The sequence below is a fragment of the Halomonas sp. 18071143 genome (assembly GCF_019211725.1).
Lineage (GTDB): Bacteria > Pseudomonadota > Gammaproteobacteria > Pseudomonadales > Halomonadaceae > Vreelandella > Vreelandella stevensii.
The window spans coordinates 603,462-617,162 of the sequence record NZ_CP078120.1 but is presented as its reverse complement, the minus strand read 5'-3'; the positions used below and the strand labels follow the sequence as shown (position 1 = coordinate 617,162).

The 13,701-nt window shown below is 58.7% G+C and carries 14 protein-coding genes; 6 read left to right on the top strand and 8 right to left on the bottom strand.

Annotation, left to right across the window (positions count from 1 at the left end; translation table 11 throughout):
* Nucleotides 1-25: 25 nt before the first annotated feature.
* A complete protein-coding gene (gene metE / locus KVY02_RS03010; RefSeq protein WP_218314305.1) occupies nt 26-2,323 on the bottom strand; it encodes a 5-methyltetrahydropteroyltriglutamate--homocysteine S-methyltransferase in 2,298 nt (765 codons plus the stop codon).
* A gap of 99 nt (nt 2,324-2,422) precedes the next feature.
* Between metE and KVY02_RS03005 the strand changes: the two genes are divergently transcribed.
* The gene (locus KVY02_RS03005; protein ID WP_096921478.1) at nt 2,423-3,352 is read left to right on the top strand and encodes a LysR family transcriptional regulator; all 930 of its coding nucleotides are present in this window, start codon (nt 2,423-2,425) and stop codon (nt 3,350-3,352) included.
* Here KVY02_RS03005 and KVY02_RS03000 read toward each other — a convergent pair.
* Together KVY02_RS03000 and KVY02_RS02995 are read right to left on the bottom strand one after the other, a co-directional pair.
* Nucleotides 3,324-4,946 carry an ATP-binding protein gene (locus KVY02_RS03000; RefSeq protein ID WP_218314304.1) on the bottom strand — a complete coding sequence of 541 codons (1,623 nt, stop codon included), beginning with the start codon at nt 4,944-4,946 and terminating at the stop codon, nt 3,324-3,326. The two genes, KVY02_RS03005 and KVY02_RS03000, sit on opposite strands and share 29 nt — an antisense overlap.
* A 17-nt stretch (nt 4,947-4,963) precedes the next feature.
* Nucleotides 4,964-5,722, bottom strand: a complete 759-nt coding sequence (locus tag KVY02_RS02995; protein WP_016916119.1) for a winged helix-turn-helix domain-containing protein — start codon at nt 5,720-5,722, stop codon at nt 4,964-4,966.
* Between the two features lie 227 nt (nt 5,723-5,949).
* Here KVY02_RS02995 and KVY02_RS18235 point away from each other — a divergent pair, with 227 nt between their 5' ends.
* Nucleotides 5,950-6,081, top strand: a complete 132-nt coding sequence (locus tag KVY02_RS18235; protein WP_016916118.1) for a hypothetical protein — start codon at nt 5,950-5,952, stop codon at nt 6,079-6,081.
* Between the two features lie 97 nt (nt 6,082-6,178).
* Here KVY02_RS18235 and KVY02_RS02990 read toward each other — a convergent pair whose 3' ends face one another.
* The 3 genes from KVY02_RS02990 to KVY02_RS02980 all read right to left on the bottom strand — a co-directional run bounded on the left by KVY02_RS02990 (nt 6,179) and on the right by KVY02_RS02980 (nt 8,308).
* Nucleotides 6,179-6,358, bottom strand: coding sequence for a PLDc N-terminal domain-containing protein (locus KVY02_RS02990; RefSeq protein ID WP_039181690.1), 180 nt, complete (start codon nt 6,356-6,358; stop codon nt 6,179-6,181).
* Between the two features lie 71 nt (nt 6,359-6,429).
* Nucleotides 6,430-6,945 carry a retropepsin-like aspartic protease family protein gene (locus KVY02_RS02985; protein ID WP_016916117.1) on the bottom strand — a complete coding sequence of 172 codons (516 nt, stop codon included), beginning with the start codon at nt 6,943-6,945 and terminating at the stop codon, nt 6,430-6,432.
* A 16-nt stretch (nt 6,946-6,961) separates the two neighbouring features.
* Nucleotides 6,962-8,308: an MFS transporter gene (locus KVY02_RS02980; RefSeq protein WP_218314303.1), complete on the bottom strand. Its 1,347-nt coding sequence runs from the start codon at nt 8,306-8,308 to the stop codon at nt 6,962-6,964.
* 191 nt (nt 8,309-8,499) lie between these two features.
* Here KVY02_RS02980 and KVY02_RS02975 point away from each other — a divergent pair, with 191 nt between their 5' ends.
* The 3 genes from KVY02_RS02975 to KVY02_RS02965 are packed head-to-tail and all read left to right on the top strand — an operon-like array spanning nt 8,500 to nt 11,229.
* Nucleotides 8,500-9,240 carry a substrate-binding periplasmic protein gene (locus KVY02_RS02975; RefSeq protein ID WP_218314302.1) on the top strand — a complete coding sequence of 247 codons (741 nt, stop codon included), beginning with the start codon at nt 8,500-8,502 and terminating at the stop codon, nt 9,238-9,240.
* Nucleotides 9,230-9,967 (top strand): substrate-binding periplasmic protein, encoded by a 738-nt coding sequence (locus tag KVY02_RS02970; RefSeq protein WP_256357553.1) that lies wholly within the window; start codon nt 9,230-9,232, stop codon nt 9,965-9,967. The genes KVY02_RS02975 and KVY02_RS02970 overlap by 11 nt, the downstream gene beginning before the upstream one ends.
* On the top strand, nt 9,964-11,229 hold the full coding sequence (locus KVY02_RS02965) for a sensor domain-containing diguanylate cyclase (protein ID WP_218314301.1): 1,266 nt from the start codon (nt 9,964-9,966) through the stop codon (nt 11,227-11,229). Before KVY02_RS02970 ends, KVY02_RS02965 begins: the two co-directional genes overlap by 4 nt.
* 32 nt (nt 11,230-11,261) lie before the next feature.
* On the opposite strand, the gene KVY02_RS02960 is transcribed toward KVY02_RS02965, so the two are convergent.
* Together KVY02_RS02960 and KVY02_RS02955 are read right to left on the bottom strand one after the other, a co-directional pair.
* On the bottom strand, nt 11,262-11,408 hold the full coding sequence (locus tag KVY02_RS02960) for a hypothetical protein (RefSeq protein ID WP_016916112.1): 147 nt from the start codon (nt 11,406-11,408) through the stop codon (nt 11,262-11,264).
* A gap of 44 nt (nt 11,409-11,452) precedes the next feature.
* Nucleotides 11,453-13,075: a BCCT family transporter gene (locus tag KVY02_RS02955; RefSeq protein ID WP_100731000.1), complete on the bottom strand. Its 1,623-nt coding sequence runs from the start codon at nt 13,073-13,075 to the stop codon at nt 11,453-11,455.
* Nucleotides 13,076-13,282: 207 nt separating this feature from the next.
* Between KVY02_RS02955 and KVY02_RS02950 the strand changes: the two genes are divergently transcribed.
* The gene (locus tag KVY02_RS02950) at nt 13,283-13,666 is read left to right on the top strand and encodes a hypothetical protein (RefSeq protein WP_081136365.1); all 384 of its coding nucleotides are present in this window, start codon (nt 13,283-13,285) and stop codon (nt 13,664-13,666) included.
* Nucleotides 13,667-13,701: the final 35 nt, after the last annotated feature.

Below are 13,701 nucleotides of genomic sequence, written 5' to 3'. Positions count from 1 at the left end.
GGGGCAGCTCAGGCACACTTCCCTCTCACGTGTGTTGCTGGCGCAGCTGGCGGGCAGCTTTCACCATATTGGCCAGGGCCGGCTCCACATCGGCCCACTCACGGGTTTTCAGCCCGCAGTCAGGATTGACCCATAGCCGTTCAGCGGGAATCTTTTCCAACGCCTTCTCCATGAGCGTTGCCATCCAGCTCACCTCGGGAGTGTTGGGCGTGTGAATGTCGTATACCCCAGGCCCAATTTCATTAGGGTAAGCAAAGTCCTGAAAAGCATCCAGCAGCTGCATGTCCGAGCGCGATGTCTCGATGGTGATCACGTCCGCGTCCAGGGCCGCAATGGCACCGATGATATCGTTGAACTCCGAGTAACACATATGGGTGTGAATCTGGGTACTGTCGGCAACCCCCGCCGCACTGAGCTGAAAGCTCTCGACGGCCCAGTCCAGGTAGGTCTGCCACTCACTCTGGCGCAGCGGCAAGCCTTCACGCAGGGCGGGCTCGTCAATCTGGATCACCCGAATTCCCGCGCTTTCCAGGTCACGAACTTCATCACGCAGTGCCAGGGCTATCTGGCGACAGGTGAGGGCTCGGGGCTGGTCATCACGCACGAAGGACCATTGAAGAATCGTCACCGGGCCGGTCAACATGCCCTTCATCGGTTTTTGCGTCAGCGACTGGGCGTACTCACTCCAACGCACCGTCATGGGCGCGGGGCGGGCTACATCACCATAGATGATCGGCGGTTTGACGCAGCGTGAACCGTAGCTTTGTACCCAGCCAAATCGGGTAAAGGCAAAGCCGTCCAGCTGTTCACCGAAGTATTCCACCATGTCGTTACGTTCGGCTTCGCCATGTACCAATACATCCAGCCCCAGAGCATCCTGGCGTGCGATGACATAGGCAATTTCCTGCGCCATTCTCGCGTCGTAATCGGCCTGTCCAAGCTCACCGGCTCTGAATGCTCGTCGTGCTTCACGAATCTCGCTGGTTTGCGGGAAGGAGCCAATGGTAGTGGTGGGAAACAGTGGGAGCGCCAGCGCACGCCGCTGTTCCAGCGCGCGTTGGGGGTAAGCTGACCGTCGCTGGCTATCTGCTGGTGTGATGCCTGCGAGGCGCGTGCTTACCTCGAGCTGGTGGATACGCCGCGACTCACGCCGCGTGTCCAGCGCACGTGTGGCCTCGTTCAAGCGCTGCTCATCGGCAGGCGTGGCGCGGTTGTCGATCAGACGCGCCAGGCTGACCACCTCGTCCAATTTCTGACGAGCGAAGGCCAGCCATGATCGCAGCTCCGGGTCCAGGCTATCTTCCTGGGCCAAATCCACGGGCACATGGAGCAGCGAGCAGCTGGGCGCCAGCCAGAGCCGCCGGCCGAGACGCACCTTGATGGGCAGCAGGCGTTCACGCAAGGCGGCCAAATCGGCCCGCCAGACATTGCGGCCATCGACCAAACCGAGCGAAAGAATCTGGTGCGGACTCAAACGGTCGATAACACTTTCGACCTGCTCTGGAGCACGCACAGCATCAATATGCAGCCCAGCGACCGGCAGTCGAGTGGTCAAGGCAAGGTTATCGCCCAGGGCGCCAAAATAGGTCGCCAGCAACAGTTTAGACGGTGCCGCCTGAAGGCGATGATAAGCGCGTTCATACGCCTGCTGCCAGGCCACGGGCAAGTCCTGCACCAGAGCAGGCTCATCGAGCTGCACCCACTCCACGCCCTGGGTCGCCAAGCGCGCCAGGATATCGCTGTAGACATCCAGCACGCTATCCAACAGCGTGAGTCGATCAAAACGGCTGCCCTTGGTCTTGCCAAGCCACAACCAGGTCAGAGGCCCTACCAGTGTGACCTTGGGGGTGAACCCTGCCTGCAGCGCTTCATCGACCTCATCGAACAGCCGCTCCGAGGCCAGTGTGAAGCGTTGGCCCTGGTGAAGTTCGGGCACCAGGTAGTGATAGTTGGTATCGAAATACTTGGTCATCTCGCAAGCGGCAGCGGGTTTTCCGCTGGGTGCTCGCCCGCGAGCCATGCGAAACATGGTATCCAGGTCTACCCTGCCGTCTCTGACTTCATCGGCAGCATCAAAGCGCTCGGGTACCGCCCCCAACATGACCGAAACATTCAACACCTGGTCGTAAAAGGCGAAGTCACCGACGCTGACCATGTCCAGCCCAGCCGCCTGCTGAATTTGCCAATGATGGAGCCGTAGCGCCTGAGCGGTGCTCTCCAAAGCTTCTCGGTCGGCCTCACCGCGCCAGTAAGCCTCGGTGATTTTCTTCAGCTCACGTCGTGCACCAATGCGGGGGTAGCCGAGTATATGAGACACTGTCATGATGAATCCTTCCCATGCGAATGATGTCACTCAGTTTGCTCACCGCACAAAAGTGAATCAAACTAAAGATTCTAATATAAAACATGAAAATTACTCACCATGATTGAGCTACGCCATTTGCGCACGCTACTGGCGCTGAGGGAAACGGGGTCGCTGGTGGAAGCCGCCGAGCGCGTGCACCTCACCCAGTCAGCGCTTTCCCACCAGTTGAAAGACCTGGAAGGCCGTATCGATAGCGCGCTGTTCGTGCGCAAGACGCGCCCCGTGGAATTTACCCGCGCCGGTTTGCGCCTGTTGGCGCTGGCCGATGACATTTTGCCCGAAGTACGCAAGGCCGAGCGAGACCTGGCGCGCTTGGCAGGCACCGAGCAGGGACGCCTGCACATGGCCATCGAATGCCACAGCTGCTTTCAGTGGCTGATGCCCACCGTGGACTATTTTCGTGACCATTGGCCAGAGGTGGAAATCGACATCCCCAGCGGCCACCATTTCGACCCGCTACCTGCCCTGGCACGCGAGCAGCTGGACCTGGTCATCACCGCCGACCCTCAGCCGCTGGAAGGGGTGCACTACGAGCCATTGTTTCGTTACGAGGGGTTGTTGGCCGTAGCCCGACAGCATCGCCTGGCGGGCAGTGCCTATGTTCTGCCCGCCGCCCTGGCCGAAGAGACGTTGATCACCTACCCGGTGGAGCAGTCACGACTGGACGTCTTCACCCAATTCCTGACGCCCGCTAATGTGCGCCCCAAGGAGATTCGTACGGCCGAATTGACCATCATGATGATGCAGCTGGTGGCCAGCGGCCGTGGGGTTTGCGCGCTGCCCAACTGGGCCTTGACCGAGTATCTGGAGCGCCACTACGTCAGTGCCGTCAAGCTGGGCGAACAGGGCATCTGGAGCACGCTGTACGCGGCCATTCGTGAAGAGACCATGGAAGCGCCGTGGATGCAGGACTTTTTACGCACGGCTCAGGAGACCTCCTTTGCGGTACTCTCCGGGATCAGGCCGGCGAATCGCGACGAGGAATGAGCAAGGTAAAGCGGGCGCCGCCCAGCGCTGGGCTGCTGTCCACGGTGACGCTGCCGCCATGACCACTCATGATTTTCTGCACGATGGACAACCCGAGGCCATACCCGCCCGAGCTGCGGGCGCGGCTATCGTCCAGCCGGGCAAACGGCTTGAAGATATCGGCCCGGGCTTCCAGCGGTATGCCCGGCCCATCGTCTTCCACATCGATGCGCACGAGGTGGGGCTCATCCCAGAGCCGAATGATCACCTGTGTTTTGCTGTAACGACAGGCATTGCCGACCAGATTCTGTAGCGCCCGTTGAAGATAGCGAGGCTCGGCCAGCAGTTCGATGTCTGGGCCAGGGTCGAGCTCAAGCGTGAGGCCTGCGTGCAGCGGGGCCAGGGTATCGATGACCCGGTTGGCCATGGCACGGCAGTCGACCAGACTCATTTCAAGCTCGCCACCGTGCAGGGTGTCTCCCCCCAACCGGGCATAGGTCAGAATCTCATCGACCAGTTCGTCCAGCTCGGTGATATCGGCATCGATGCCCTGTAGCTGCCTCTGAATGGCCGGCTGGTCGGTCATGTCTTCCACCATCTGCACGGCAAAGCGGATACGCGCCACCGGGGTGCGCAGCTCATGGGAGACCGCGCGGATCATCTCCTGCTGGCCACGCAGCAAGCTCTGCACCTGATTGGCCATACCGTTGAACGCCATGCCGACACGACCGAGAAAATCACCGCTTTCCACTTTTACACGGGTTTCCAGGCGGCCACTGGCGATGCGGGTTGCCGCCAGCTCCAGTCGCGCCATGCGTGATTCGATACTGCGCATGATCAGATAAACGATCAGGCTGAGCACGGCCATCAGGCCGACCAGCAAGGGGAGATGCAAGTTGAGCGGCAGCGTATCGCCCCGCGTGACGGGGCCTGCCTGTAGCCACTGGGGCGTGTCACCCGGCGGGACGGGGAGCTGGTAGACCAGCGTGATGGCGAGCTTGTCGGACATCAGTCGGGTAATGACGCCCCCGAGCGTCATCTGAAAGCGCTGTTCGGCAGTCAGGTCCTCTGGCGGTGCGCTCAGCAGCGTCAATGGCCAGCTACCAGGGCGCAAGTGGCTGAGGGTATCGGCCCGTTCCTGAGGCGGCATGCTAGCCAGCCACTCGCCCAACGCCACCAGGCTACCCTGCCATTGGCGCTCCCCCCAGGCCGCAAAATTCGCTTCCAGCAGCCATACCTCATGCTGGCGTGGAGAATCCGGCAAACGTTGGCGCAGTTGCCAGGGGGATTCCGCCACCAGCACACGACCCCGCTCGATGCGTGATCGTTCGAAATAGCCCAGCGGGGTATCGGCCATGCGACGCAGCGCCAGCTGCATGCCCAGGCGCTCGGAGAGCTCGCCCAATAGCGCGTCACGCTCCTCCTCAGCCACGCTGGCCAGTCGCTGAGTCATCATCGACATGGGCAGTGCAGCCAGCTGCTCTCGGTAATCCTCTCGACGCACCTGCTCGATGAACGAGCGTCCACCCAGGGCAATCAGAAACACCACGCATAGCGCTAACCCGAGGAGCAGGTAGAAGCGTAAAAACGAGCCGTGACTCAGCACTCGCCGCATTGGGCGACCTCTCCTGGTTAGCTGTCCTTGACGAACAGATAGCCCTTGCTACGCACCGTCTTGATGCGGTGAGGCTGATTGGGGTCATCGCCAATCTTGGGGCGAATACGGGAGACCCGCACATCGATCGAGCGATCCTGGCCATCGTACTTGATGCCGCGCAAATCACTGAAGATCTCTTCCCGCGTCAACACCCGCCCCGCATTGCGGGCAAGCAACCATAAAAGGTCGAACTCGGCGCTGGTCAAGTCGATGCGATCACCTGCCAACCAGGCCTCGCGGGTGGCGTTGTCGATTTCCAGATTCTCGAACTTCAGGCGCATTTCACCGTCGGGAGCAGGGCCGTCGGCACGCCGCAACAGAGCACGCATACGGGCCAACAGCACCCTGGGCTGTACCGGCTTCGGTACGTAGTCATCGGCGCCCATCTCCAGCCCCAGCACCTGATCCAGGTCGTCGGTGCGCGCGGTGAGCATCATGATCGGCCCGGCGAAATTGGGCCGCACGCGGCGGCAGATGGCCAGGCCATCCTCACCGGGCAGCATGAGATCCAGAATCACCAGATCCGGCTGCAGCGTCAGGATACGATCTACCCCCTTGGCACCATCCGCTTCGATCGTCACTTGAAAGCCGTTGGCTTCCAGGTAGTCACGGGTGAGCTCCGCCAAGCGCTGATCATCTTCAATAATCAGCACATGATCCTGGTCGGGGTAGTCGGGCGTTACCGCCTCCTGCGATCCAAGTGCTTGAAATTGCTGTTCCAAGTGATCCACCATCCTTTTCCTTCACTCCGCTTAGGCAGTTTGTGTTGTCACCCGCACATCCCCTCTGCAACAGCAGGTTGTGAGCGCTTTCAGGATACCCTAAAACTGCGGTAACGCCTGCCCCTTGATCAACGTTCAGCACCCATCTCCCTGACGTTTCCGTGGGTGGCTTGATTCTTCCACCATCAAGCGCTAATGTGAAGGCGCAACTGTCGACAATGTGGCAGGAGGATATCGCCATGGAAAATGGCAAGGCAAAAAGTGTGATCAAGCGTGTTTATGTACCCACCCAGGTGCGCGATCTGCCCAACGGTGAGAAGTTGAAAATCCCGGGGCATTACAAGGCCCCACCCAGCGATAGTAACAGCTGACTCGAGCGCGTCCATCGCACTGATCGCAAAAAGGCAGGCCCATAGGGCCTGCCTTTTTTAATATCTGCCTGTTCAACAGTGTTAGCCGTTGGTTACGCTACCCTTTGGGCCCCAACAAAAACCAGGCAATCAAGCCCACCAGCGGGAACATCAACAGCACGATAATCCATAGCAATTTGGCAAGGCCGCCCGCCGAACTCTTGGCCACCTTGACGATGGCCCACACGACAATGACGAGCCAAATCAAACCTAACAAACCGCCGACTTCAATACCCATGGTAACTCCTTGTTGGGTTGCATCCGTGAGCATTTAGCTAAGCACATGTTAGGCAAGCGCACAAGGTTGGTTCAAGGTTCTGGCACACGTAGAATCATTTCACCACCGCGAATCTCGATGGCCAAGTGATTCAAAAAGCTCATGCCCAACAGGACGGTATCCCGCTCCATGCCTGGGCTGATGGAGCCTTGCACGTTACTCATGCGGATGCCGCCCAGCGCCACTTCATCCAGCTGAGTCAGGCTGCCTTCGACACGGCCATTGGCAGTATTGAACCAGGCACGCCGACCAGGCTCCAGGCCCAGCTGCGCTGCCAACTCCCCGGGCACGGCCACATAGGTCGCGCCGGTATCCAGCAAAAACGTAACGCTTTCGCCGTTGATCTCCCCCGGCGCTTCAAAGTGGCCGGCACGGTTGCGCTTGAGCGTGACAGGGCCATTCTCCGGCGACGTATTCATGATCTGGGCATTGGGGTACAGCATCTGCTCGAGCCCGCCCTGGACCCACCAGGTGCCGACACCGATCAGCAGCACCCAGAACAGCAGCATCATGACGATACCGCCCTGCTGTGACTTGGCTGTCGTCATGACGTACCTCACGAGTTCAGGAGCTTTTCCAAGCCGCCGCGGCATCGCGACCCCGTCGTTCGTTCACGAACATACAAATCAGCATAGCCGTTATGAACAGCACCACACACAGAAGAATGGAGGCCTGAAGGCCTATCAGGGCCTGCAACACCCCCAGCATGACGATGCCCATCACCCCTGCGAGCTTGTTGGCCAGCCCCCAGAAACCAAAAAATTCGGCAGATTTCGGCAACGGGGAAAAGACCCCCACCAGGGCACGGCTGGCGGACTGGCTGGATCCCAGGCTCAAGCCCGCCAGACAGCCTACCCACAGGAAGAGATGCTGCGCCTGCCACTCCAGCCCGAAACGGCCATTCAACCAGGCCGTGAGTTCAGGCGTGGCCCAAATGGCGACGATGGCGGCTACCCATAGCCCCAGGGTGATCTGATAAGTGCGTTTGGCGCCCAGGCGATCCTGCAAAAAGCCAAAACCGATGGCCCCGGTGGCCGCGGTCACCTGGACGATGATGAACATGATATTGCGTACGCTCTCATCCCAGCCAATGACCTGGGCCCCGTAAATAAAGGCAAAAGCGATGATGATGTAAACACCGGCCATGGAGAACAGCAGCGACACCAGAAAAATGCTCAAATCCTTGAAGTAACGCAGCTCATGAAAGGTGCCCATGATCCGCTGCCGAGCAATCTGACGGTAAGGGACGCCAGCGGGCTGCGGTATGCCACGCTCTTTCAGCCACAGGAACGTAGGGATTGCCGCCACCAGGAAGAACCCGGCTGCGAAGGGCCCCACCCAGCGGATCTGCTCGAAATTATCCGCCGTCGCCTCGCCCAGCACCATCAGCGTGAAACCTGCAGCCACCAGTCCACCCACATAGCCTAACGCCCAGCCAAACCCGGAAATCCGTCCCAATGCATCCGGTGGGCCCAACTCGGGAAGAAAGGCAGCAATGAACGATTCGCCCATGGAGTAGGCATAGTTCGAAAGCACGATCAGCAGCAGCCCCAACACCACGTAGCCTGGCGTCACGAAATAGAGCATGGCGGTGGTCAGCACCGTGGCCAGATAGCTGAAGAACAGAAAGCGTTTTTTCTCGGCACGGTAATCCATGATCGCGCCACACAAGGGAGCACTAACCACTACCATCAGATAACTGATCGCCAGCGCAAGGCTCCACAAAAAGTTGGCCAGGCGAAAGCCGTCATTGCGGTCCCCCACAATGACGGTGGTAAACAGCTCGCCAAATACCACGGTAATAATTAATAACGTATAGGCCTGATTGGCAAAATCGAACATTGCCCAGCCGAAAATTTCCCGGCGGGAAGCATAAGGCGTTTTAACCACTGGCGCAGCACTGGGCAGCATATAAAGGACTCACAGGAAAAGAAGCTCAAGATTAGCAGTACCAAATGCAATACCGCCATGAAAAGCGTTAACAGAATAGAGGTGACAGCGCTATCGAGTTACTCTAACTTTGCTGGATTATATAATGACAGGGACACCTCAGGATGGGACTCGGCAAGTTAATCTTTAAACGAGGGGGAGCAGCACTCTCCGTGTGGCTTGGCAGCTGCCTGGCTTCACTGCCTGCGTTTGCCGATGCGTCGCCTCCCTCGCTTGCTGGACTGACGTTCATTACCGAAGAGTATCCCCCCTATAATTATCTGCAGGCAGGCGAGATCAAGGGCACCGCCGTCGACCTGCTCGAGGCAATGCTGGCGCATACCAGTTCACCTCTCAAGCGTGACAGCATCCGTTACTTCCCCTGGGTAAGAGGCTACGAAATCGCCTTGAACCGCCCCAATACCGTGCTCTTCTCCACCACTCGCACATCCTCCCGAGAGGCGCGCTTTCACTGGGTTGGCCCCATTGCCCGGGACCGGGTGGTGCTACTGGCGGCTGAAGGCTCCCCCCTACGCATGGCATCGCTGGACGACGCCATGGAACAGGGCCTCAGTGTGGCCGTCATACGCGAAGATATCGGCGCTCAGTCCTTGCTGGAAGCAGGCTACCCGGAGCAGCTGATACGCCCCGCCATCGACAGCCGCAGTGCGCTGCATATGCTGTTGCATCATCGCGTCGACTTATGGGCCTACAGCGAGGATGTCGCCCATTGGATCGCCGAGCAGGAAGGCTATCATGCTGACGTTGTGACGCCCGTGCATACGCTGAGCGAATCTTATCTATACTTTGCCCTGAACAAAGAGACCGATCCGCTGCTGGTGGCACAGCTACAACAGGCACTGGAGCGAGTGAACGCTTACCCGGCAGTCACACAGGCATACCATGATGACTAGACAGCGGCGTCTCACCAACGTCAAAACCGGCCTCCTGGTGCTGGGGCTATGGGGTTGGCTAGCCTCACCGGCATTTGCTCATCTCCCCCACTTGATCATCAATACGGAAGAGTACCCCCCGTTCAACTACCATAACGATCAAGGCGTCCTGGTCGGCACCGCCACTCAACAGCTACGTAACGCACTAGCGCATGCGGGCATCGAAGCAGAGTTCCGCCTGCTGCCCTGGGCACGCGCCTACACGGAAGCACAGCTGCGTGAGTATCACTGCGTCTATTCCACGACGCGCACCGCCGCCCGCGAGTCGCAGTTTCTGTGGGTGGGGCCACTGGCCATCAATGAGTGGTCGGCCTTTAGCCTGGCATCCCCCACAGTGCCGCTGAAGGCTGATCAGTTGGCCGACCTGCAAGACAAGCGCGTGGGGAGTTTCAGGGAAGACGCCGTTGGCGATTACGTAGAGAGCCAGGGCGTGCCTGTGTTACGCGCCCCTACTGAACGCGAAAACATCGCGCGGCTGGGTGCCGGATTGCTGGACGTGATCGTCACCGGGCGTGCCGCGGCAGAGTACCTGGCCAATGCTCAAAATCTGGCGATACAGCATCTTTTCACTTTTTACTACGCCCCGCTGTACCTGGCGTGCCACCCCAGTGTCGGTATCGACGCCACACGTCTACTGCAACGCCATCTGGACACCCCATTGGGGCCAACACAGGAGCCTGCGCCGTGAGCGTTGACAAGCGATCCTTCATCCATGGCCGCTTGACGCTCAAGCAAGCCCTGCTGACCCTGCTGATTGCCGTGGTGATCAGTTTCATCGCAGGCTGTCTCGAGCTTGTAGGCCATGCCAGCACCATGCGTGAAGAGGTCAAACAGCGCACCTTGCAACAGCTAGCCATCGTCAACGGGGCCGCCGCCGAAGCCGCGTTCCAGCTCAACCCGGACCTGGCTCACCAGATTGCCTATGGGCTCTTCAATGGTAACGACATCGCCCAGGTGGCCGTACGTGACGACTTCGGCCGCGCGCTGGCAGCGTTTGACACACAGGAGCCACCGCCCAACAGTTGGCTAGGCCAACGGCTGTTCGGTGACATTACCCACCACTCGATGCCGCTGAGTTACTACATGGGCAGCAATGCACCGGAAGCCACCGTGGGCGAAATCGTCCTCACGTTGGACGACGGTTATCTCGCCCGCCAGTTTCTGGAACGCGGCTACTCCGTGGTGGGAAGAAGCATGATCGAGGCATTCCTGCTGAGTAGCCTGGTCATCGTCTTCTTTCACTTCTTCATCACTCGACCGCTGCTCAAGGTACACGCGGCGATCATTAATACCGACCCCACGCGCCCCGGGCAGTGGCCCAAGCCCACCCTGACCTGGCACCGCAACGATGAGCTAGGGCACCTGGTAGAGAGTCTCGATCATTTATTGCGTGAATTTCAGTCGGGTCTGGAGCAGCGCGACCATCTACACCAGCTATCACAATACGATGGCCTCACCGGCGTGGCCAACCGCCGCCATTTCGATATGTTTCTGGCCAAGCAGTGGCAACGCTGTGCACGCCAGCATCAGCCCTTGTCGGTGATTTTTATCGATATCGACAACTTCAAGGAGTTCAACGATCACTATGGCCACGCCATGGGTGACGACACGCTGCGTGCTGTCGCTGAGGCGCTCAATGGCTGCATCACACCGCACCGCGACCTGCTGGCACGTTACGGCGGGGAAGAGTTTGTGTGTGTGCTTCCCGGCGTGGATGCCGATGAAGCCATGCAAACCGCCCACTGCCTACGTCAGGCCATTCTTGCCTTGGCCATTCCCCATGCTTATTCCACCACGCATTCGCACTTGACCGCCAGCATGGGCATTGCAACGACCACCCCTGACCATCCCTTGGGTCATGACGAATTGCTCAGCAGGGCCGACCAGCAGCTCTACCATGCCAAGCGCCGTGGCCGAAATCGCATCGAAACGCAAAAACGCCCGGCTTAGCCGGGCGTTGCTCGAAGGCACTCAGCAGCTCGTTACAGCAGCCAGTGCGCCAGGACGGCGGAGAGTCCCACCACCATAGCGGTCACTACGGCGACGGTTACGATACGATCCAGCCAACGGTCGAAGGCAACGCCTTTGGGCTGCCTTCGCGTGGCTCCGTGACGTCCCTGTCGGGCCATTAGCACGCCTGTTCCATCGGTGCGTCCTCTATCGACACTGTTGATTAGCTATTGATACGCCGGTTCACTACGCTGGGCGCACGACGCAGTCGCTCTTCTTCACCCAGCTGCTCGGCCTCGAAAGCATCGGCTCCCACCGGGGTTTCACCATGACGCCGATACAGCTGGGTCAGCATGGCTTTACGATCGGCACGCAGCTCCCGTACCAGGACGACAATCATCATATACAAAATGAACGTAAACGGTAGCGCCGCAAGCACGGCTGCAGACTGCAGCCCCGAAAGCCCGCCTGCCACGATCAGCGTCAGGCAAATCGCTGCAATCAAGACGCCCCAGATAATGCGCTTGTAAAGGGGCGGGTTGATCGAGCCATTGTCAGTCATTTGCGCCACGATGTACGACGCCGAATCCGCCGAAGTCACCAGAAAAATGAAGATCAACATCATGGCAATGACCGAGAGCAGGCCAGAAAACGGCATCAGGGCAAACATCTCGAACAATGCCACCGTGATATTCGCTTCCGTGGCCGCCGCCAGCCCCACATCACCGTTGAGCTCCAGGTTCAAAGCGGCACCGCCAAACACCCCGATCCACAGGCAGGCCAACAGCGGCGGCACGAAAAGCACCCCAAACACGTACTCCTTGATCGTACGCCCACGTGAAACACGAGCCACGAAGGTGCCGACGAAGGGAGACCAGGCAATCACCCAGGCCCAGTAAAAGATCGTCCAGTTGCTGGCCCACTCGTTATCACTATAGGGGGAAATACGCAGGCTCATGCCAATGAAGTTCTGCAGATAATCACCGATCCCCAAGGTGATGGTTTCCAGGATGGCCACCGTCGGCCCCGTGACCAGTACATAGACCATCAAACCGATGCACAGCACCATGTTGAGGTTGGATAACCGCTTGATGCCTTTATCCAGCCCTGACCAGGTGGAGGCCATGTAGGCACAAAACATCACCAGCAGGATCACGAACTGCCACCAGCCGTTTTCAGGCAAGCCAAAAACGGCGTTCAAGCCGCCGTTCATCTGCAGTACGCCCAACCCTAGTGAGGTAGCGACCCCCATGACGGTAGCCACGACCGCAAACACATCCAGCCAGGACGCGTAGGGGCGCACTCGTGGATGTTTTGCGGTGACCGAAGAGAGAACCGACGATACGAGCCCCGCCTGGCCCTTGCGAAACTGAAAATAGGCAATGATCAGGCCCACGACCGAAAACGCCGCCCACTGGTGGATACCCCAGTTGAAATAGCTGTACTGAATGGCATAACGGGCGGCAGCTTCGCTTTCGGCGGGCACATCGCCGTAAGGTGGGTTGATGTAGTGCGACATGGGTTCGGCCATACCGTAAAACACCAGGCCTACCCCAAAACCAGCCGCCAGCAACATACTGATCCATGAAAAGAAGCTGTAGCTGGGCGTACTATCCTGTGGCCCAAGGCGCACTTTGCCGTATTTACTCAGCGCAAGACCAATCAAGAACACGACAAAGCCAAAGACCGAAAACAGATAAAACCAGCCAAACAGTTCCGTAACGGTTGCCAGTGCCGTTTCCGCCGCATTGCCAAAGGCCTCTGGAAACGCTGCGCCAATAATGACCAAGCCGAAAATAATGATCGCCGAAGCGATAAATACCGACTTGCCTCCATGATTCGTCATATCACCACCCTGGTTAATGAACTTGGTTGGCACTCTCCTGGTGCGTTCTCATAAATCCTAACACTCAACGGGGGAAGCCGCATGTCAGGTGTTTAACGCTGCATAATTAGCCTTTACTGATTTTCAAATCGGATAAACGGCGAGCACAAGAGTGAACTTGCCCATCGGGGTATGTTCCAATAAGGCAAACGAACGATGGAGGCATATATGCCACAGATGAATCGCGATCAACGTAATGCTGCTTGGCAAGCTGCGCACCAGTGGCGCGCCCGAGCTGCTCAGTCACGCCCCACTGGCGTCATGGGCAGCGTCAAGCTGCTGCTGACCTGGCTTGCCTTCGGGGCGCTGATGATCGTCGGCATGGTACTGGGCCTGATATTTTTGCTGATCGGCTGGGCCATGATGCCCTTCGTACGCCACAAGATGAAAAAGCGCATGGAACAAATGCGTGCCGAGCAGGCTCAGGATATTGGTGGCGGCTATGCCTCTCAACGTCATGCTTCTTCACAAAGCCAGGCATCTCATGGCCATCGCCCGCACCAGAACGTTCTGGAAGGCAGCTATGAGGTGAAAGACGAGCCGCGCCACTGAGTCGGTACGCCATCTGGTAAGCACTTCATTCTCTT